The 19161-nt window shown below is 70.1% G+C and carries 17 protein-coding genes; 9 read left to right on the top strand and 8 right to left on the bottom strand.

Annotated features, from left to right (window positions below; translation table 11 throughout):
- Positions 1-10: 10 nt before the first annotated feature.
- The gene (gene ppgK, locus A4E84_RS26050) at positions 11-757 is read right to left on the bottom strand and encodes a polyphosphate--glucose phosphotransferase (protein WP_062928866.1); all 747 of its coding nucleotides are present in this window, start codon (positions 755-757) and stop codon (positions 11-13) included.
- A gap of 69 nt (positions 758-826) precedes the next feature.
- Positions 827-1858 (bottom strand): 4-hydroxy-3-methylbut-2-enyl diphosphate reductase, encoded by a 1032-nt coding sequence (locus tag A4E84_RS26045; protein ID WP_107308376.1) that lies wholly within the window; start codon positions 1856-1858, stop codon positions 827-829.
- A 120-nt stretch (positions 1859-1978) separates the two neighbouring features.
- Between A4E84_RS26045 and xseA the strand changes: the two genes are divergently transcribed.
- The 3 genes from xseA to A4E84_RS26030 all read left to right on the top strand — a co-directional run bounded on the left by xseA (position 1979) and on the right by A4E84_RS26030 (position 4154).
- Positions 1979-3187, top strand: a complete 1209-nt coding sequence (xseA, locus tag A4E84_RS26040) for an exodeoxyribonuclease VII large subunit (protein ID WP_062928864.1) — start codon at positions 1979-1981, stop codon at positions 3185-3187.
- 9 nt (positions 3188-3196) lie between these two features.
- Positions 3197-3442: an exodeoxyribonuclease VII small subunit gene (locus A4E84_RS26035; protein WP_062928863.1), complete on the top strand. Its 246-nt coding sequence runs from the start codon at positions 3197-3199 to the stop codon at positions 3440-3442.
- Between the two features lie 121 nt (positions 3443-3563).
- Complete coding sequence (locus A4E84_RS26030) at positions 3564-4154, top strand: malonic semialdehyde reductase (protein ID WP_062928862.1); 591 nt, start codon at positions 3564-3566, stop codon at positions 4152-4154.
- A 55-nt stretch (positions 4155-4209) separates the two neighbouring features.
- On the opposite strand, the gene A4E84_RS26025 is transcribed toward A4E84_RS26030, so the two are convergent.
- Positions 4210-4734 carry a DUF4245 domain-containing protein gene (locus A4E84_RS26025; RefSeq protein WP_062928861.1) on the bottom strand — a complete coding sequence of 175 codons (525 nt, stop codon included), beginning with the start codon at positions 4732-4734 and terminating at the stop codon, positions 4210-4212.
- 126 nt (positions 4735-4860) lie between these two features.
- Here A4E84_RS26025 and glpX point away from each other — a divergent pair, with 126 nt between their 5' ends.
- Positions 4861-5895, top strand: a complete 1035-nt coding sequence (glpX, locus tag A4E84_RS26020; protein ID WP_062928860.1) for a class II fructose-bisphosphatase — start codon at positions 4861-4863, stop codon at positions 5893-5895.
- A 133-nt stretch (positions 5896-6028) separates the two neighbouring features.
- Here the strand turns inward: glpX and A4E84_RS26015 are convergent, their stop codons facing one another.
- Positions 6029-6406 carry a WhiB family transcriptional regulator gene (locus tag A4E84_RS26015; RefSeq protein WP_079129121.1) on the bottom strand — a complete coding sequence of 126 codons (378 nt, stop codon included), beginning with the start codon at positions 6404-6406 and terminating at the stop codon, positions 6029-6031.
- Between the two features lie 114 nt (positions 6407-6520).
- Complete coding sequence (locus A4E84_RS26010; protein ID WP_062928859.1) at positions 6521-7219, bottom strand: DUF1707 SHOCT-like domain-containing protein; 699 nt, start codon at positions 7217-7219, stop codon at positions 6521-6523.
- Positions 7220-7400: 181 nt separating this feature from the next.
- On the opposite strand from A4E84_RS26010, the gene A4E84_RS26005 reads away from it, so the two are divergent.
- The 4 genes from A4E84_RS26005 to A4E84_RS25990 all read left to right on the top strand — a co-directional run bounded on the left by A4E84_RS26005 (position 7401) and on the right by A4E84_RS25990 (position 14243).
- Entirely contained in the window at positions 7401-9068 is a 1668-nt protein-coding gene (locus tag A4E84_RS26005; RefSeq protein WP_062928858.1) for a fumarate hydratase, read from the top strand.
- A gap of 528 nt (positions 9069-9596) precedes the next feature.
- Positions 9597-11000, top strand: coding sequence for a class II fumarate hydratase (locus A4E84_RS26000; protein ID WP_062928857.1), 1404 nt, complete (start codon positions 9597-9599; stop codon positions 10998-11000).
- A gap of 83 nt (positions 11001-11083) precedes the next feature.
- Positions 11084-11776: a cytidylyl-2-hydroxypropylphosphonate hydrolase gene (gene fomD, locus A4E84_RS25995; protein ID WP_079129120.1), complete on the top strand. Its 693-nt coding sequence runs from the start codon at positions 11084-11086 to the stop codon at positions 11774-11776.
- A gap of 322 nt (positions 11777-12098) precedes the next feature.
- Complete coding sequence (locus tag A4E84_RS25990; protein WP_062928855.1) at positions 12099-14243, top strand: SpoIIE family protein phosphatase; 2145 nt, start codon at positions 12099-12101, stop codon at positions 14241-14243.
- An 87-nt stretch (positions 14244-14330) separates the two neighbouring features.
- Here the strand turns inward: A4E84_RS25990 and A4E84_RS25985 are convergent, their stop codons facing one another.
- The 3 genes from A4E84_RS25985 to A4E84_RS25975 are packed head-to-tail and all read right to left on the bottom strand — an operon-like array spanning position 14331 to position 17785.
- Positions 14331-15074: a hypothetical protein gene (locus A4E84_RS25985; RefSeq protein ID WP_062928854.1), complete on the bottom strand. Its 744-nt coding sequence runs from the start codon at positions 15072-15074 to the stop codon at positions 14331-14333.
- Positions 15071-15550 (bottom strand): hypothetical protein, encoded by a 480-nt coding sequence (locus A4E84_RS25980; RefSeq protein ID WP_062928853.1) that lies wholly within the window; start codon positions 15548-15550, stop codon positions 15071-15073. The genes A4E84_RS25985 and A4E84_RS25980 overlap by 4 nt, the downstream gene beginning before the upstream one ends.
- Positions 15551-15562: 12 nt before the next feature.
- A complete protein-coding gene (locus A4E84_RS25975; protein WP_062928852.1) occupies positions 15563-17785 on the bottom strand; it encodes a glycoside hydrolase domain-containing protein in 2223 nt (740 codons plus the stop codon).
- Between the two features lie 810 nt (positions 17786-18595).
- Here A4E84_RS25975 and A4E84_RS25970 point away from each other — a divergent pair.
- A complete protein-coding gene (locus tag A4E84_RS25970; RefSeq protein ID WP_062928851.1) occupies positions 18596-19150 on the top strand; it encodes a hypothetical protein in 555 nt (184 codons plus the stop codon).
- Positions 19151-19161: the final 11 nt, after the last annotated feature.

The raw sequence follows: 19161 nt of genomic DNA, 5'->3' as shown, positions 1-19161 counted from the left end.
CGGACGGGTCTCAGCGCCCGGCCGCCCGCATCGCCGCGCCCACGATCCCCGCGTTGTTCTGCAGCTGCGCCGGGACGATCTCGGCCTTGATGCCCTCGATGTGGGGCAGGAACTTGTGGGCCTTGCGGCTGACACCGCCGCCGATGATGAACAGCTCCGGCGAGAACAGCATCTCGACGTGGGCGAGGTACCTGCTCACGCGGTGCACCGCCCAGTGCTCCCACGCCATGTCGTGGTCCTCGCGGGCCTTGCTGGAAGCCCGCTTCTCGGCGTCGTGCCCGTCGAGCTCCAGGTGGCCCAGCTCGGTGTTGGCGACCAGGACGCCGTCGACGAAGACGGCGCTGCCGATGCCCGTGCCGAGGGTCAGCAGGATCACCGTGCCCCGGCGGTCGCGGCCGGCGCCGAAGTGCATCTCGGCGACGCCCGCAGCGTCCGCGTCGTTGACCACCGTCACCGGCAGTCCGCCCAGCCGCTCGCCGAGCAGCGCGCGGGCGTCGGTGTCGATCCAGCTGTCGTCGACGTTCGCCGCCGTGCGGATCGTGGCTCCGTCGGTGACCACGCCCGGGAACGTGACCCCGACGGGGCCCGTCCAGCCGAAGTGGCCGACCACCTGCCTGACGCCGTCGGCCACCGCGTCGGGTGTGGCCGGGTGGGGGGTGAGGACCTTGTGGCGCTCCTGCGCCAGGTCGCCCTTGTCCAGGTCCACCGGCGCACCCTTGATCCCGGATCCGCCGATGTCCACTCCGAAGATCTGCATGGCCCTACGTTACGACGAACGACTGACAGTCACAGGCCCGACAGCGGTCACTGCCCGGCCCGTACCCGGTCACTTCGCGGAATGTTCACCGGTCCCGGCGCCAACGCCACCGCGCTCGGCGACCAGCGACGCCGCCTCCTCGCGCAGGTCGCGGCGCAGCTCCTTGGGCAGGGAGAACGTGATGGACTCCTCGGCCGCCTTGACGATCTCGACGTCCTCGAAGCCGCGCTGCGACAGCCACTCCAGGACCTGCTCGACCAGGACCTCCGGGACGGAGGCGCCCGAGGTGACGCCGACCGTGGTCACGCCCTCCAGCCAGGCCTCGTCGATCTCGTCGGCGAAGTCCACGAGGTACGCCTCACGGGCGCCCGCGATCTTGGCGACCTCGACGAGCCGCTTGGAGTTGGAGGAGTTGCGCGAGCCGACCACGATGACCAGGTCGGACTCGGCGCCCATCTGCTTCACGGCCAGCTGGCGGTTCTGCGTGGCGTAGCAGATGTCGTCGCTGGGCGGGGAGATGAGCTGCGGGAACTTGTCCTTCAGGGCGTCGACGGTCTCCATGGTCTCGTCGACGGACAGCGTGGTCTGGGAGAGCCAGACGACCTTGGAGGGGTCGCGGACCTCGACCTTCGCCACATCGCCGGGCCCGTCGACGAGCTGGATGTGGTCGGGGGCCTCGCCGGAGGTGCCGATGACCTCCTCGTGGCCCTCGTGGCCGATCAGGAGGATGTCGTAGTCCTCGCCCGCGAAGCGGACGGCTTCCTTGTGGACCTTGGTGACCAGGGGGCAGGTGGCGTCGATGGTGGCGAGCTTGCCGCGCTCGGCTTCCTCGTGGACGACGGGGGCCACGCCGTGCGCGGAGAACATGACGATGTTCCCCGGGGGCACTTCCTCCGTCTGCTCGACGAAGATCGCGCCCTTCTTCTCCAGGGTCTGCACGACGTACTTGTTGTGGACGATCTCGTGCCGGACGTACACCGGAGCGCCGTACTGCTCCAGGGCTTTCTCGACGGCGATCACGGCGCGGTCCACACCCGCGCAGTAGCCACGGGGGGCGGCGAGCAGGACACGGCGGCCAGGCGAAGCAGACATGCGTCCCATCGTAAGGCCGCGTTGGGCGGGTCGAAGATCCCGTCCGTGTGACGCTCCGGCGAAGACCGGCACGGCCCCGCGCGGGGGACGTGAGCGGTGTTGTCGGTGGCGCCCACTACCCTCGCGGACATGGCTGTGAACACGACTCCGGAAGCCCCGCTGCCCGTCGGTGAGGTGTCGCGGCTCATCGGGGGCTGGATCGACCGGCTCGGGGCGGTGTGGGTCGAGGGGCAGATCACGCAGTTGTCGCGGCGGCCGGGCGCGGGGGTGGTGTTCCTGACGCTGCGGGACCCGTCGTACGACATCTCGGTGAGCGTCACCTGCTACCGGCAGGTGTTCGAAGCCGTCGCGGACGTGGTGAGCGAGGGCGCCCGGGTCGTCGTCCTCGCCAAGCCCGAGTGGTACGCCCCGCGCGGCCAGCTGTCGCTGCGGGCCGCCGAGATACGGCCCGTCGGGGTCGGTGAGCTGCTCGCGCGCCTGGAGCAGCTGAAGAAGGCCCTCGCCCGGGAGGGGCTGTTCGCGCCGGAGCGCAAGAAGCCGCTGCCGTTCCTGCCGCAGCTGGTCGGGCTGGTCTGCGGACGGGCCTCGGCCGCCGAGCGGGACGTCCTGGAGAACGCGCGGCACCGCTGGCCCGCGGTCCGCTTCGAGGTGCGCAACGTCGCCGTGCAGGGCGTGCACGCCGTGCCGCAGGTCGTGCAGGCGGTGAAGGAGCTCGACGCGCTCGACGACGTGGACGTGATCATCGTCGCCCGGGGTGGCGGCAGCGTGGAGGACCTGCTGCCGTTCTCCGACGAGCAGCTGATCAGGACGGTCGCGCAGTGCCGTACGCCCGTCGTGTCCGCCATCGGGCACGAACCGGACAACCCGCTGCTGGACCACGTCGCCGATCTGCGCGCCTCCACCCCGACCGACGCCGCCAAGAAGGTCGTGCCCGACGTCGGCGAGGAGTACGAGCGGGTGCGGCTGCTGCGGGACCGGGCGCGACGGTGCGTGGCGGCGCTGGTGGACCGGGAGGAGCGGGGGCTGGCGCAGGCGCTGGCGCGGCCGTCGATACAGGACCCGCACCGGATGATCGACATGCGCGCCGACCAGGTGGCGGACCTGCTGGACCGGGCCCGGCGCTGTCTGCGGCACCAGCTCGACCGCGCCGACTCGGAGCTGTCGCACACGCACGCGCGCGTGGTGGCCCTCTCCCCCGCCGCGACCCTGAAGCGCGGGTACGCCGTGCTGCAGAGGGCGGACGGGCACGCGGTGCGCGACCCGGGCGAGGTGACGGCCGGCGAGGCCCTGCGCGCGCGGGTCTCCGAGGGTGAGTTCTCCGTACGAGTGGACACATAGGGTGGGTGGATGACCAGCGAGGTTGACGAGACACCGGGCACGGGCGAGGCGCTCGGGTACGAGCAGGCGCGGGACGAACTGATCGAAGTCGTCCGGCGGCTGGAGGCGGGCGGTACGACGCTGGAGGAGTCCCTCGCGCTCTGGGAGCGGGGCGAGGAGCTGGCCAAGGTGTGCCGGCGGTGGCTGGAGGGGGCCCGGGCGCGGCTGGACGCGGCGCTGGCGGAGGAGACCGCGCAGGACGAGAACGCGGAGTGAACATGGGCGTTCGGTTCGTGGTGCACGACACTCCCACATTGGTTGAACGTTGAACTTCATTCGCGTACGGTCGAAGACGTCAGCCGGTCATCCGGATCGACAGTCGCGAGAAAGTGCATCCATGTCCCTCGTTCTTGACCCCGCAGCCCAGGACCTTCTGTTCCGTGAGGCCCGCAGCGCCAACACCTTCACCGACGAGCCGGTGACCGATGAGCAGGTGCAGGCGATCTACGACCTGGTCAAGTACGGTCCGACCGCCTTCAACCAGACACCGCTGCGCATCACCCTGGTCCGCTCCCCCGAGGCCCGCGAGCGTCTGGTGGCGCACATGGCCGAGGGCAACCGGCCCAAGACCGCGAGCGCCCCGCTGGTGGCGATCCTCTCCGCGGACAACGAGTTCCACGAGGAGCTGCCGCACCTGTTCCCGGCCGCCCCGCAGATCAAGGACGTCTTCTTCGCCGAGCGCCCGGTCCGCGAGAACGCCGCCGCGCTGAACGCCGCCCTCCAGGCCGCGTACTTCATCGTCGGCGTCCGCGCCGCCGGTCTCGCCGCCGGACCGATGACCGGCTTCGACTTCGAGGGTGTGCGCAAGGAGTTCCTGGACGACGACCACACCCCGCTGATGATCGTCAACATCGGCCGCCCGGGCCCGGACGCCTGGCACCCGCGCTCCCCGCGCCTGGGCTTCGACCAGGTCGTCACGACCGTCTGAGCGACGCGCATGAGGAAGGCCCCCGGCATCCGCCGGGGGCCTTCCTCATGCGCGCTCACTTCGTCCGCAGCGCCTCGGCCATCCTGGTCAGCTGCGCGAACGAGGCGGTGCCCGTCACGACCGTCGTCGAGCCCTTGGTGCCCTCCAGGACCAGCGCGTCGTACCGGCCGCCCTCGTAACGGGTCCACGTCTCACCGGCGATCTTCTCGCTCTTCCCGGTCTCCCGTGCACCCTGGGTCGCGTCGTCGAGGAAGACGGGGCGCCGCTGAGTGGACTGCTCGACCGCCACGTACTCCCCCTCGGGATCGTGGAAGCCGAGGTGCCAGGCGTCGAACTCGTCGCCCCGGAAGCGGACGGAGGTGGCCTTCCATGTGTCGGGCAGGCCCTGGGGCGCGGCCACCGGGTAGGAGGCGGCGCGGCGTGCCGTGAGCAGTTCGACCCGGTAGTCGACGGCCTTGACGTCGGGCGCGCTGTCGTCGTGCGGGATGAAGAGGTACACGAAGCCCGCCACCAGGAGGATGACTCCCATGGAGAGGATCATGTCCCGCGCCGTCTTCTGCTTGCCGTTCTCGCCTGCCACGTCCCCTATCGTCGCAGGTCCCTGCCGCGCTCATCCGTGGGGGCCCCTGCTCATTTTGCGGGCTCGGCGATAGAGTCGGCGGCAAAGCCCTCATCCGGCCGTCGTCGTACAGAAAGGTGCGCTCCGATGACCGAGCATCATCATTTGCCGTCCGAACTCGATGTGCCCTCCGAAGCCCCCGACCGCAACCTCGCCCTGGAACTGGTCCGGGTCACCGAGGCCGCGGCGATGGCCGCGGGCCGCTGGGTCGGGCGGGGTGACAAGAACGGCGCCGACGGTGCCGCGGTACGCGCCATGCGCACCCTCGTCTCCACGGTCTCGATGAACGGCGTCGTCGTCATCGGCGAGGGCGAGAAGGACGAAGCCCCCATGCTGTTCAACGGGGAGCGCGTGGGCGACGGGACCGGGCCGGAGTGCGACATCGCCGTCGACCCGATCGACGGCACGACGCTGACCGCGAAGGGCATGACGAACGCGATCGCGGTGCTGGCCGCCGCCGAGCGCGGGTCCATGTTCGACCCGTCCGCCGTCTTCTACATGGACAAGCTCGTCACCGGGCCGGAGGCGGCCGACTTCGTCGACATCAACGCCCCGGTGTCGGTGAACATCCGGCGGGTCGCCAAGGCGAAGCGGTCCGCGCCGGAGGACGTGACGGTGGTGATCCTGGACCGCCCGCGGCACGAGGGCATCATCAACGAGATCCGGGAAACCGGGGCCCGCATCAAGCTGATCTCCGACGGCGACGTGGCCGGCTCGATCCTGGCGCTGCGCGAGGGCACGGGCGTCGATCTGCTGCTCGGTATCGGCGGTACGCCCGAGGGCATCATCTCGGCCTGCGCGGTGAAGTGCCTGGGCGGCACGATCCAGGGCAAGCTGTGGCCCAAGGACGACGAGGAGCGGCAGCGGGCGATCGACGCGGGGCATGATCTCGACCGAGTGCTGACGACCGAGGACCTCGTCACCGGGGAGAACGTGTTCTTCGTGGCCACGGGCATCACGGACGGGGAGCTGCTGCGGGGGGTTCGCTACCGGGCGGAGAACGCCACGACCGACTCGATCGTGATGCGGTCGCGGTCGGGCACGGTCCGCCGGATCTCCTCCGAGCACCGGCTGAGCAAGCTGCGGGCCTACAGCGCGATCGACTTCGACAAGGGGAAGTAGCGCCGAGGAGCGGAAGAACGGCACAGCGAAAGGGCGTCCCCGGTGCGGTGGGGACGCCCTTTTCGTATGCCGTTCCTGTACGCCCTGCTGGGACGCCCTTCTCGGACGCGACGCCCCTTTGCGCGCTCGGCCGTCAGCCGGCCGCCGCTATCTGGTTCGCCGGGCGGGCCGCCTTCTTCAGCTCCATGTCACGGCGGCGGCGCCGGGCCAGGACCACGCGGCGCTCCGCGGCGGTGAGCCCGCCCCAGACGCCGTAGGGCTCGGGCTGGAGCAGGGCGTGTTCGCGGCACTCGACCATCACCGGGCAGCGGGCGCAGACCCGCTTCGCCGCTTCCTCCCGGGACAGTCTCGCGGCGGTCGGCTCCTTGGACGGGGCGAAGAACAGGCCGGCCTCGTCACGACGGCACACCGCCTCGGTGTGCCACGGGGCGTCCTGGTCCCTGTCTCGCGCTGGCACCCGCGGGGCCGGAACGGCAGCTACCTGCACGGACGAATGCGGCGGTTGCAGCACGGTCTACTCCTGACGACGGCTTCGCGAGCGAGAGACGATGCAGCAAGGCCTACCCGCTGTACGCGCGCCTATGCACTGAGTTCCGAACCGCCGGATTCGAGGGATTCGCGCCTGTCAATGCCCCAGGTGTTTGCGCAAACTCCTGTCGACCTTGCGCTGCACCCGGTCCAGGATGTCCGCGACCACCTTGCCCCGCTTCGGTCGCGCCTCGATGCTTCCCAGGACGGCCCAGCCGTCGACGTAGACGATGGGGGCCTGCGGATCACCCGAGTCGAGGGTGTCCACCTCGAAGCTGCCGAGGACGCCGCTGCCCGTGCCGCGCAGCGACACGTTCTCCGGGACGCGGATCTCGACGCTGCCGAAGATCGCGAACGACTTGACGACGACCTGCTGATGGTCGAAGAGGGCCTCGCTGAGGTCTATCTCGACACTGCCGAAGACCGCGTACGCGTGGATACGGCGGCCCGCACGCCAGCGGCCCTTGCGGACGGCGCCGCTGAAGACCGCGACCACGTTGTCGTCCGGGTCGATCGGGATGGCGCCGGCGGTGGGGCGGTGCGGGGCGGGAGCCGGGGAGGGGCCGGGGCCCTGGCGGTGGGCCGCGGGCAGGTCCCGTATGAAGACCTCCAGCTCGCCGACCGTCTTGGCGCGCAGCGCGCCCTCGACGCGCTCGGCGTGCTCGTCGGCGGTGAGGCGGCCTTCGGCCAGGGCGTCGTGCAGGATGTCGGCGATGCGGTCGCGCTCGGCGTCGGAGGCGCGGAGTTCGGACACGGCGGGCGCGCTCTGCTGAAGGTCCTGCTTCTGAAGGTCCACGACAGCAGCGTACCGAAACACGATAGATCGCGACACCCCTCGGTGGCGCCCCCGTGCGGTGCGGCCGGGTGTGACGAACTGAGCCTTACCTCACAAGCTCGCCGTCAGCGGCAGGTTCTACGCTGGTTGGCGCCCGCCAATGGAGGCGGGCCGCCGTCTGCCGAGTGAGGAATGGGCTGAGATGCCTGAGTTCGCGTACACCGATCTGCTCCCCCAGGGAGAGGACACCACCCCGTACCGGCTGGTGACCTCCGAGGGTGTCTCCACCGTCGAGGGGCCGGACGGGCGGACCTTCCTCCAGGTGGAGCCGGAGGCGCTGCGCAAGCTCGCCGAGGAGGCCATCCACGACATCCAGCACTACCTGCGCCCGGCCCACCTCGCCCAGCTGCGCCGCATCATCGACGACCCCGAGGCGTCGGGCAACGACAAGTTCGTGGCGCTGGACCTGCTGAAGAACGCGAACATCGCGGCAGCGGGCGTGCTGCCGATGTGCCAGGACACGGGCACGGCGATCGTGATGGGCAAGCGCGGGCAGAACGTGCTGACGGCCGGCCGCGACGAGGAGGCCCTGAGCCGCGGCATCTACGACGCGTACCAGAACCTGAACCTGCGCTACTCGCAGATGGCCCCGCTCACCATGTGGGACGAGAAGAACACCGGCTCCAACCTCCCCGCGCAGATCGAGCTGTACGCGGCCGACGGCGGCGCCTACAAGTTCCTCTTCATGGCGAAGGGCGGCGGCTCGGCCAACAAGTCGTTCCTGTACCAGGAGACGAAGGCCGTCCTGAACGAGTCCTCCATGATGAGGTTCCTGGAGGAGAAGATCCGCTCGCTGGGTACGGCGGCCTGCCCGCCGTACCACTTGGCGATCGTGGTCGGCGGCACGTCGGCCGAGTACGCGCTGAAGACCGCCAAGTACGCCTCCGCGCACTACCTGGACGAGATCCCGGCGGAGGGCTCCGAGCTCGGGCACGGCTTCCGGGACAAGGAGCTGGAGCAGAAGGTCTTCGAGCTGACGCAGAAGATCGGCATCGGCGCGCAGTTCGGCGGCAAGTACTTCTGCCACGACGTGCGCGTGGTGCGCCTGCCGCGGCACGGCGCGTCCTGCCCGGTCGCCATCGCCGTGTCCTGCTCCGCCGACCGCCAGGCCGTCGCGAAGATCACGGCCGAGGGTGTCTTCCTGGAGCAGCTGGAGACGGACCCGGCGCGGTTCCTGCCGGAGACGACGGACGAGCACCTCGACGAGAGTGACGTCGTCAGGATCGACCTGAACCAGCCGATGGAGACGATCCTCGCCGAGCTCACCAAGTACCCGGTGAAGACCCGCCTGTCCCTGACCGGCCCGCTGGTCGTGGCCCGCGACATCGCGCACGCCAAGATCAAGGAGCGGCTGGACGCGGGCGAGGAGATGCCGCAGTACCTGAAGGACCACCCGGTGTACTACGCGGGTCCGGCCAAGACGCCCGAGGGCTACGCGTCGGGCTCCTTCGGCCCGACCACGGCCGGCCGCATGGACTCCTACGTGGAGCAGTTCCAGGCCGCGGGCGGCTCCAGGGTGATGCTGGCCAAGGGCAACCGCAGCAAGCAGGTCACGGACGCGTGCGACACGCACGGCGGCTTCTACCTGGGCTCCATCGGCGGCCCGGCCGCCCGCCTCGCCCAGGACTGCATCAAGAAGGTCGAGGTCGTCGAGTACGAGGAGCTCGGCATGGAGGCCGTCTGGAAGATCGAGGTCGAGGACTTCCCGGCGTTCATCGTCGTCGACGACAAGGGCAACGACTTCTTCCAAGATCCTGCGCCGTCGCCCACGTTCACCAGCATCCCGGTGCGGGGCCCTGGCCTGGCGTAGTGGCTCGGGCGCGGCGGGAGACGGATCCCGCCCCCGCCGCCCCTGCCCGTCCCGCCCCAGGGGCTGCTGCCCCTGGGACCCCGAACCCAGGGGGCTCTGCCCCCTGAACCCCCGTCGGCCCTGAACGGGCCTCGTCCTCAAACGCCGGACGGGGCGAGTGGTGCCGCCGGACGAACAAGAGCAACGACTTCTTCCAGGACCCGGCGCCGACGTCCCGGTGCGGGGCCCCGGGCTGGCGTAGTGCCTCGGGCGCGGCGGGAAGAGGATGTCTCCGCCGCCCCTGCCCGTTCCCTTCCCCAGGGGCTGCCGCCCCTTCGACCCCTCTCCCGGGGCAGAGCCCCCTGGACCCCCGTCGGCCCGGAAGGGCCTCGTCCTCGAACGCCCCACGGGCCGAGTGACACGGGCGCGCGCGTTCGCCTCCATTCCGGTACGCGGCCCCGGACTCGCCCGAGAACGGCGGTGACGATTCACCTCCACCGGGAACAGTGGTCGCGGCGCTGACGCTGTGACACGTGGAGGTGATCGTCGATGACCGACGAGCAGGACAGCACCGAGTACCGCACCGAGCACGACTCCATGGGCGAGGTGCGGGTGCCCGCCCACGCCAAGTGGCGTGCCCAGACCCAGCGCGCCGTGGAGAACTTCCCCGTCTCCGGGCAGCGCATCGAGCGGGCGCACATCGAGGCACTGGCCCGGATCAAGGGCGCGGCGGCCAAGGTCAACGCCGAGCTGGGGGTCCTGGACAAGGACATCGCCGGGGCGATCCAGGAGGCGGCCGGGGAGGTGGCCGAGGGGAAGTGGGACGCGCACTTCCCGGTCGACGTGTTCCAGACCGGGTCCGGGACCTCGTCCAACATGAACACCAACGAGGTCATCGCCACGCTCGCGAGCGAGCGGCTGGGCAGCGCCGTGCACCCCAACGACCACGTCAACGCCTCCCAGTCGTCCAACGACGTCTTCCCCTCCTCGATCCACATCGCCGCCACCGCCGCCGTGACGCGCGACCTGGTCCCCGCCCTGGAGCACCTCGCCGCCTCCCTGGAGCGCAAGGCCGAGGAGTTCGCCGATGTCGTGAAGTCGGGGCGGACGCACCTGATGGACGCCACGCCGGTGACGCTGGGCCAGGAGTTCGGCGGGTACGCGGCCCAGGTGCGGTACGGCATCGAGCGGCTTCATGCCTCCCTCCCCCGGCTCGCCGAACTGCCCCTCGGCGGCACGGCCGTCGGCACCGGCATCAACACCCCGCCCGGCTTCTCCGCCGCCGTCATCGGGGAGGTCGCCCGCACCACCGGGCTACCCCTCACCGAGGCCCGGAACCACTTCGAGGCGCAGGGCGCCCGGGACGGCATCGTCGAGACCAGCGGGCAGCTGCGGACCATCGCGGTCGGGCTGACGAAGATCGCCAATGATCTGCGCTGGATGTCCTCCGGGCCGCGCACCGGCCTGGCCGAGATCGCCCTGCCCGACCTCCAGCCCGGCTCCTCGATCATGCCGGGCAAGGTGAATCCGGTTATTCCCGAGGCCGTGCTGATGGTCGCCGCGCAGGTCGTCGGCAACGACGCCACCGTCGCGACCGCCGGCGCCGCCGGGAACTTCGAGCTGAACGTGATGCTGCCGGTCATCGCGAAGAACGTGCTGGAGTCAATCCGGCTGCTCGCCAACGTGACGCGGCTGCTGGCCGACCGCGCCGTGGACGGCATCACCGCGAACCGCGAGCGGGCGCGGGAGTACGCCGAGTCCTCCCCGTCCGTCGTCACCCCGCTCAACAAGTACATCGGCTACGAGGAGGCCGCCAAGGTCGCCAAGAAGGCCATGGCCGAACGGAAGACGATCCGTCAGGTCGTGCTGGACGGCGGCTACGTGGAGCGCGGTGACCTCACCGCGGAGCAGCTCGACGAGGCGCTCGATGTCCTGCGGATGACACACCCGTGACAAGCCGAGGCGTTCGTGTGCCCGGCGCGTGAACCGTGACACGCGCCGCAGCGTCGTATGCCTACGGCACCTAATATCTGTTCATGGCAGACGGTGGAGCGATGAGACGCGTGGAAACGGGTGGTGCGGCAGGCTTCTGGGCGCCCGGGAGCCGGATCCTGTGGCGGTACCGGGAGAACGGCGGCACGCACGTGCACATCGCGCGCCCCGTCACCGTCGTCCGGGACGACGCCGACCTGCTCGCCGTGTGGCTGGCGCCCGGCACCGAGTGTGTGAAGCCCGTGCTCGCCGACGGCACGCCCGTGCATCTGGAACCGCTGGAGTCGCGCTACACCAAGCCGCGGACCGTGCAGCGCGACCGGTGGTTCGGCACGGGTGTGCTGAAGCTCGCCCGGCCCGGCGAACCCTGGTCGGTGTGGCTGTTCTGGGAGCCGGGCTGGCAGTTCAAGAACTGGTACGTGAACCTGGAGGAGCCGCTCACCCGTTGGGCGGGCGGCGTCGACTCCGTCGACCATTTCCTGGACATCTCCGTCCATTCCGACCGGAGTTGGCACTGGCGGGACGAGGACGAGTTCGCACAAGCCCGGCGGGACGGGCTGATGGACGACCAACAGGCGGAAAAGGTACAGGCGGCGGGGCGGGACGCCGTGGAGGTGATCCGCGCCTGGGGCCCGCCGTTCTCGGAAGGCTGGCAGCACTGGCGCCCGGATCCCTCCTGGGCTGTACCGTCACTGCCGGAGGACTGGGATCGTACGCCCGCGCATGTGTCCTCATGAGACCCTTGATGCGCCCCCGGGCAAGAAACGTAGGATCGTCCTCCGCAAGGGCGCGCGGTGGCAACTACCGGAGCACGCGCTGGGCTTGACCGATCGTCACCGAGGGGCGGCAGGACGTGAGCGAGGGGTACGAGGGCAACACCGGAAGGGCCTGCGCCACGGGCCCCAGGGGCCGTCAGACGGCCCCTGCGGGCCGCAGACGGTCCGCCGGTGGCACAGGAACAACCTCTGACCACGCGGGAATTCCGTTCCTGGGGCACGTATTCCGGGTATCGGAGTTTCGGCGGGACCAACTGCGCGCGCGGCGCGCAGCCCCGGACGGATGGATTCGACACGCGTGACGGAGCAGCCGACCTCGTTCGAACGCCCCCAGACGGGCGTCGACCCCGCGGATCCCCGCGGGGCGTTCGCGCATACCCCGACACCGGCGCGTGCGCCGGGCGCGGGCACCTTACCGGTACAGGGCCGCCCCGGCGGCGACGTCACCGTTCCGGCCACGACGGCACACAGCACGCCGGGCACGTCGGAGCCGGGCACTTCCACGCCGTTCGGCAAGGGCAAGGACACCGTGAGCGACCCCGCCTTCGAGCACTCTCAGCCGGGTGCCGAGCAGACCGCCGAGCGCGAGACGCCTCGGCCGCGCCCCGCACCCGAGGGCATCCCGGTCCAGCCGGCCGACGAACAAGACCGACCCGGGGTGAACGCCGACGGGCAGGAGCGGCGCAGCGGCCAGAGCCTGCCGCCGGGCCGGCCCACGCCCATGCGGCGGGACGGCGACCGGCTCAGGTTCGTGGGGGCCGCCACCCGGCGGATCGCCCGCGGCATCGACCTGGACGAGATCGTGATGGGGCTGTGCCGGGCGACCGTTCCCACCTTCTCCGACGCGATCCTGGTCTATCTGCGCGACCCGCTGCCCGTCGGCGACGAGCGGCCCACCGGCCCGCTGGTGCTGCGGCTGCGCCGCACCGACCGGATACCGGCGGAGCGCGACACGGAGAACGGCTTCCTGCCGGCCGCGCAGCCCGAGCCGAACGAGCTGGACACGGTCGGCGCCGAGCTGTGCGAGGTGCGGCCCGGCAGCGCGCTCGCCGAGGTCCTGCGGGGTGTGCGCCCGGTGTTCACGGACGCTCCGGCGGCCCGGGCCGCACTGCCGGAACTGCTCGGTGAAGGCGGCGAGTTCGGCGTGCCGGACGGGCAGCGGGCGATCCTCGCCCCGCTGCGCGGCCGGCGCCGGGTCATCGGTGCGGCGCTGTTCCTGCGCCGGCCCGAGCGCATGGCGTTCGAGCCGGACGACCTGCTGGTGGCCGCCCAGCTCGCCACGCACAGCGCCCTCGGCATCGACAAGGCGGTGCTGTACGGCCGCGAGGCCTACATCGCGGACGAGCTCCAGCGCACCATGCTGCCCGAGACGCTGCCCCGCCCGACGGGCGTGCGGCTGGCCTCCCGCTACCTGCCGGCCGCGGAAACGGCCCGGGTGGGCGGCGACTGGTACGACGCGATCCCGCTGCCCGGCAGCCGGGTCGCCCTGGTCGTCGGTGACGTCATGGGGCACTCCATGACCTCGGCCGCCATCATGGGCCAGCTGCTCACCACGGCCCAGACCCTCGCCGGCCTGGACCTGCCGCCGCAGGAGGTCCTGCACCACCTCGACGAACAGGCCCAGCGCCTCGGCGTGGACCGCATGGCGACCTGCCTCTACGCCGTGTACGACCCGGTATCGCATCGCATCACCATCGCCAACGCCGGTCATCCGCCGCCCGTCCTGCTCCACCTGGGCGGCCGCGCAGAGGTGCTGCGCGTGCCGGCCGGTGCCCCGATCGGCGTCGGCGGCGTGGACTTCGAGGCCGTGGAGCTGGACGCGCCCGCCGGTGCGACCCTGCTGCTCTACACCGACGGCCTGGTCGAGTCGCGCCTGCGCGATGTGTGGACGGGCATCGAGCAGCTGCGGGAGAAGCTCGCCGCGGTCGCGCAGCTCACCGGGCCGGACCATCCGCCGCCCTTGGAAGCGCTGTGCGACGAAGTGCTCGACATGCTCGGCCCGGGTGACCGGGACGACGACATCGCGCTGCTCGCCGCCCGTTTCGACGGGATCGCGCCCAGCGACGTGGCGTACTGGTTCCTGGAGCCGGAGGACGCCGCTCCGGGCCGCGCCCGCCGGCTGGCCCGGCGCGCGTTGCAGCGCTGGGGCCTGGAGGAGCTCAGCGACTCCGTGGAGCTGCTCGTCAGCGAGGTCGTCACCAATGCGGTGCGGTACGCCTCACGGCCGGTGACGCTGCGCCTGCTGCGCACGGACGTGCTGCGCTGCGAGGTCGGCGACGACGTGCCCCAACTGCCGCGACTGCGCCAGGCCCGGGCCACCGACGAGGGCGGCCGGGGGCTGTACCTGGTGAACCGGATGGCCCGGCGCTGGGGCGCGACCCGGCTCAGCACGGGCAAGGTGGTCTGGTTCGAGCTGAACCGGAGCTGAGCGCGCCTTCGACGAAGGGCCGGTCCCCGCGGTGCGGGGACCGGCCCTTCGTCGAAGCCCGTCACTTCCTGCGGGCTGCCGTTCGGTTCAGGACTGCTGCCGGGCGAGGCGTTCGGCGGTCCGCTTCCGCGCCGGCTGGAGCGGGTCGGCGCCCGATCCGGCACCCTTGCCGGGAACCCATTCCCAGCCCTGGATCTTCGCCGCGGTCGCCGCCAGCCGGCCGTCGCCGGGCTCGACGTCGAGGTAGAACAGCGCCTCGTCCGGGTGCTTGTCGTCCCCACCCCACCGGACCACGCCGTCGCACTCGGCGAGGATGTCCCGGACCACCACCGTCTGCTGCGGGAAGAAACCGCCCTGCGTGCCGGAGGGGTAGTGACCCGGCCGGATCTGGACCGCCGTGCCGGAGGCCTGGTTCGACTCGGCCAGGCCCTTGCGGACCGTCGAAGGGCGACGCCAGCCGGTGACATCGCCCCGGCGCAGTTCGCCGATCTCGTAGTGGAAGCGGCGGATCACATGGACGAGGACGGTCTCGACGTCGCCCATGCGGATCTGGACGCCGTCGACGGGAGTGCCGGGGACAGGTCTGGTGTAGACGTGCCCGTGGTCGTCCGCGGTTTTCTCCATCTCCCACCCGTTCGTCGACGGGGTGCCGCTGAGGACTCGCTTGTTGCGTTCCTGCGCCTTCCGTATCGCTTCACGGATCTTGTCCGGTTCGGGTTGCGTCGTTGCCGCGTGGACGGGAGACGTCAGCGTCCCCGCGGCGACGGCGGTGCCGGCGGCCAGGAAGGCGGCACGGCGCAGGGCCGCACGCCGCGAGATGTTCACAGTCACGCAGTTCTCTCCTTGTGGTGGGTGCGGGAACGCGCAGCGCATGCGGTGAGAGCGACAGCGCTCACCGCCGACACCCCCGCCACGGGGTTCAGGTAGCCCGGGATGGCGGCTTCGTACGTCTTCCCGCCCTTGACGTGGCACCCGAAGCGCAGGGGGACGAACGAGGTCTCATAGCGGTCGACGACGACCTCGGACCTTTTGTCAGGGCCTCCCAGCACCTTCGTGCAGGCCGCGGCCTGAGCGTGTTCGTCCAGCAACAGCAGGTGCAGGACACCCCAGGTGTACATGCCGACCGTCGCCACCCAGGCGAGGATCGCCGCCCCTTTGAGCAGGCCTGCCCGGGTCCGTCTCCGGCCGGCCCGGATCAGCGTCACGACCGCGTAGATCGCGAGCCCCGGGGTGGCGATGAGTCCGGCCAGCGACAGCAGGAGCACGACGACGGGGTTGTGGCCTGCGTATGGTTCGTCTCCCGACATGCTCGCAGCCTGTCACGGGTTACGGGCGATGGCGTTGTACTTCTCCATGACCTGATACAGCGCCAGACGCTTCTTGGCGTGCGCCTTCGCCTCGTCGTTCGTGCCCTGGTAGCGCCGCAGGACCTCGTAGACCTCGTTCTCCGTGTAGTCCAGGCGCATGGGACGCAGCGTGGTCTCGTCGCTCCCGCTGCCCGGCGCTCCGTCGGCGTTCCAGAGGTGGATCAGGGGCACGATCGACAGGGCGAACTGGTCGTCGTCCCGGCACTTGCGCCACATGCTGTAGAGGGTGTCGTCGTTGATGGCCTTGGCGCTGCCGGTTACGTAGCCCTTGCTGACGGCGTGGTTCCATGCCCGTGTCGCCGTGATGCCGAAGATCTGGCAGATGCCGGTGGAGGTGTCCTTGAAGGTTCCGGACATCTCATAGGCCGTGATGACGGCCAGGTCCGCGCTTTCGTCGACCGCGTCGACGTGTCGCATCTCCCAGTAGGCGGAGGTCTGGATGAGGGCCTTTCGCATCTTGTAGCGGTAGGCGTACAAGGTGATGTCGGAGTCGTAGTCGACCACGGTCGTCGTGAAGCACTTCCAGTGCTGCCACTTCCGCACGCCGCCGTCGTTGGGGAAGCCGATCGACTCCATGTACTTGCCGACGTCCGTCATCATGGCCTGCACGAGACCAGGGTCCAGGCTGGTGTCGGCGAGGACGCCCCTGGGCTTGTTGAAGGATCCCTGACCGGTGTCACGGCCGGACGCGATGTTCACGTCGATGTTGATCGATCCGCTGCCGGAGCCGACGGTCTTGGTGACGATCTGGTCGTAGGCCCAGTTCTCGGGGAGCGGGTAGCCGAAGTTCCCGGAGAAGCCGGAGGACATGTCGGAGACGAACGAGGCCGAGGCGTGGCCCGCGTCCGACACGCGCGTGCACACGTTGCGGGGGCCGTAGACGCCGACGCCGTAGCGGTTGCCGTCGTCGCGCATGGCGTCCTGGATGCCCTTGAAGTGGGGCAGGATGTTGTCGGTGACCTCGTAGTCGTAGGCGTCGAAGTCGACGGCGAAGAAGATCCTCGTACCCGACTTGAAGCCGTGGTCGAGTGCCGCGTTGATCGCGGCCTGCCCCGCGGCACGCCCCAGGGGGTAGCTGAAGTCGTCCGCGCCTCGCCCGAAGGTCTGGTAGATCGGGAAACAGCGCAGTCCTTGCTCGGCGATCGTCTGGAGCTCGCCGGGCTGGATCTCCTTCTCGGGGACCTTGCCGCCGCCGGGGATCGGGTTGGTCAGATAGCGCCCGACGTAGGTGATGCCTTCGGCCTTGAGCGCCTTGGCGCGATCCGGCGTGATCCTGGTGACGCCGTCGCAGGCCGCGCCCTTGCGGTTCTGGTCACCGTAGGAGACGAGGAGGGAGGCCCAGGTGGAGAAGTCGCCCTTCCCCGTCACGGGGAGCTTGACGAACGACTGGAACGAGCGGACCGCTTCCGCGTGGGCGGCGGTGAAGGTGCCGCCGAAGGAGACGGAGCGCTGGTTGAGCAGCATGCCGGCCGTGAACAACTGCACCCAGGTACCGGACGATCCGACCGACAGGGTGTGCTCCTTCAGACCCGCCTGGGTGCCCGGGCCGAACACCCCGTTGGCGACGCCGTCGGCCATGCCGATGGTGTACTGGACCGCGTAGAGCATCGCCTGGGCGACGGTACGGGAGTGATGGCCGTCGCAGGAGATGATGTAGAAGTCCCGGCGGTGGACGAATTCGCCGTTCATCCACTGCTGCACGGCGCGGATCTGGGCGGAGCCGTTGTTGACGGTGATGTACGGGTCCATGTTCAGAAGGCCCTTGAACACCTTCGGGACCACATCACCGCCGGGGTAGGCGAAGTCGACGCCCATGTCCTTCTTGAGCTTGATCACCGCGTCGCGGACACGGTCGTTGTACTTGCCGTCGATCTCGCCGCCGCCGTCGTACCCCTTGCAGTACAGGCCGGCCTGGACGATCCGGATGATGTTCGCCGGGACACCCGACGCACCGATGCGAGGGTACTTCGACTGGAGCGTGGAGAGCGTGCCGGGGCCGAAGTTGTCCGACAGGCCGGCGATGCCCAGCTCGTACTGGAGCGCCCGGGTGAGGGCGAACATGACGGTCCATCCGGTCTCGCCGTCCTCGACGAGCCGCGATATGCCCAGCTTCGCACCCTTGTCGTAGGTACTGTTGATGAACTGCTGGGCTTTGAGCACCATCGCATCGGCCATGGGCGTGGCTCTCCTTCACAAAGGTCGTGTCCGCGGACCGGGCGTGACGGCACCCCCATCCGGCACGGGACCGGGAGGGGTTGACGAGGGGCGGCCTCACCGGGAGGCGGGACAGCTCAGAGGCGCGGCGTGGCGGCACGACTGCGAAGAAGATGTGCGCATGACAGACGGCACGGCGACATCAGGAACCTCCCCCGTTCCGGCGGCATGGTCAGTACGCCGGATTCAGTGATCACCATAGGCACAGCGTGAACAGGAGGAGCAAGGGCTTAACTCCTGTGCCGGTCGATGCCGTGGCGTGAATCCGACCCCTCCCCGCGCACGGTTCCGGAACAGCCGTCGAGTCGACTCACCCGCCCGACAGCAGCGAAGAAGCCAGGAAGCGGAACGGCAGGGGGGAGGGACATATCAGGCTGGAAAAGCGTCCAAAACTGCATGCCCGGACAACTCGGCCGGCATTTTTGAGCCAGCTCTCCTACTGCCCGGCCACACTCACTCCCCCGCGTTCACGACGTACACACAGATCATCCCTGTTGCGGGCACACGAGCAGCCCTGCCGACGGGTGGTCTCAGAGGATCACCTTTCAGCCATATCGCACATCTATGCTGTTACGCCCCGCCGTTCCGTGCCTATGGTGATCGCCGCGCTCGACAGGTATGGACCGCTTTGCGTGCTGGACCGCCTTTCCGCAGCAGCGCGTCACCACTCCCCGCGGCTTGCTCGCCCCGATGCCGCGCGCCCCTCCGACCTCACCACCCCCAGGACCGGACGCCCGACACCGATCACCTTCCCGAAAGGAAGCGCTTACTATGCGTGACCTCATGCGTGCCCTAGCCCTCGGCACCACGCTCGTCGCCTCCGCTCTGGTCGCCCCCCAGGCGGTCGCCCAGGACGCTGCCCTCACGGGGCAGAGAGTCGCCGGCACCAGCGTCCAACTGTCGGCCGCCGGCGCCCAGGACGCGCAGACGCGCGCCATCGCCGCGGCGAGCCCCGCTGCCGTCCGCGCGTCGGCAACCCTCTGCGGCAGCGGCTATGAGCTGGAGTTCGCGGAGCGGCTTCCCGACTCCAGGCGCTACGGCACCCTCTTCTCCTACGGCAAATCCACGGTGGGCAAGCATGGGGTCTGTGTCGTGTTCGACAACAACACGACCAGCGCGAAGAAGATGAAGCTGAAGCTCTGCCCCAACCTGTCCGGGGCGACCTGCAAGGTCGACGAGGGCACCTTCAGTCAGTACGCGGGTCCCCTGAAGTACGAGAGCAGCAACGCCCTGCACGTCATGTGCTCCGAAGTCACGGCGCTCATGTGGGACTCCAGCGGCAAGGCGATCATCGACCGGGTCCAGTCGGCCACACTCTGCGACTGACGGTCGATCAC

The sequence above is a fragment of the Streptomyces qaidamensis genome, from assembly GCF_001611795.1.
In the GTDB taxonomy this organism is placed as follows: Bacteria; Actinomycetota; Actinomycetes; order Streptomycetales; family Streptomycetaceae; genus Streptomyces; species Streptomyces qaidamensis.
The sequence above is the reverse complement of the archived record's forward strand: the minus strand, read 5'-3'. Positions and strand labels throughout refer to the sequence as shown.

Excerpts from the sequence above, each read along its gene's own strand:
- A4E84_RS26035 (WP_062928863.1), top strand. The coding sequence starts at position 3,197 with ATGACCAGCGAGGTTGACGAGACACCGGGCACGGGCGAGGCGCTCGGG.
- A4E84_RS25990 (WP_062928855.1), top strand. The coding sequence starts at position 12,099 with ATGGATTCGACACGCGTGACGGAGCAGCCGACCTCGTTCGAACGCCCC.
- A4E84_RS25975 (WP_062928852.1), bottom strand. The coding sequence starts at position 17,785 with ATGGCCGATGCGATGGTGCTCAAAGCCCAGCAGTTCATCAACAGTACC.
- ppgK (WP_062928866.1), bottom strand. The coding sequence starts at position 757 with ATGCAGATCTTCGGAGTGGACATCGGCGGATCCGGGATCAAGGGTGCG.
- A4E84_RS25970 (WP_062928851.1), top strand. The coding sequence starts at position 18,596 with ATGCGTGACCTCATGCGTGCCCTAGCCCTCGGCACCACGCTCGTCGCC.
- A4E84_RS25980 (WP_062928853.1), bottom strand. The coding sequence starts at position 15,550 with ATGTCGGGAGACGAACCATACGCAGGCCACAACCCCGTCGTCGTGCTC.
- xseA (WP_062928864.1), top strand. The coding sequence starts at position 1,979 with ATGGCTGTGAACACGACTCCGGAAGCCCCGCTGCCCGTCGGTGAGGTG.
- fomD (WP_079129120.1), top strand. The coding sequence starts at position 11,084 with ATGGCAGACGGTGGAGCGATGAGACGCGTGGAAACGGGTGGTGCGGCA.
- A4E84_RS26045 (WP_107308376.1), bottom strand. The coding sequence starts at position 1,858 with ATGGGACGCATGTCTGCTTCGCCTGGCCGCCGTGTCCTGCTCGCCGCC.
- A4E84_RS26000 (WP_062928857.1), top strand. The coding sequence starts at position 9,597 with ATGACCGACGAGCAGGACAGCACCGAGTACCGCACCGAGCACGACTCC.
- glpX (WP_062928860.1), top strand. The coding sequence starts at position 4,861 with ATGACCGAGCATCATCATTTGCCGTCCGAACTCGATGTGCCCTCCGAA.
- A4E84_RS26005 (WP_062928858.1), top strand. The coding sequence starts at position 7,401 with ATGCCTGAGTTCGCGTACACCGATCTGCTCCCCCAGGGAGAGGACACC.
- A4E84_RS26030 (WP_062928862.1), top strand. The coding sequence starts at position 3,564 with ATGTCCCTCGTTCTTGACCCCGCAGCCCAGGACCTTCTGTTCCGTGAG.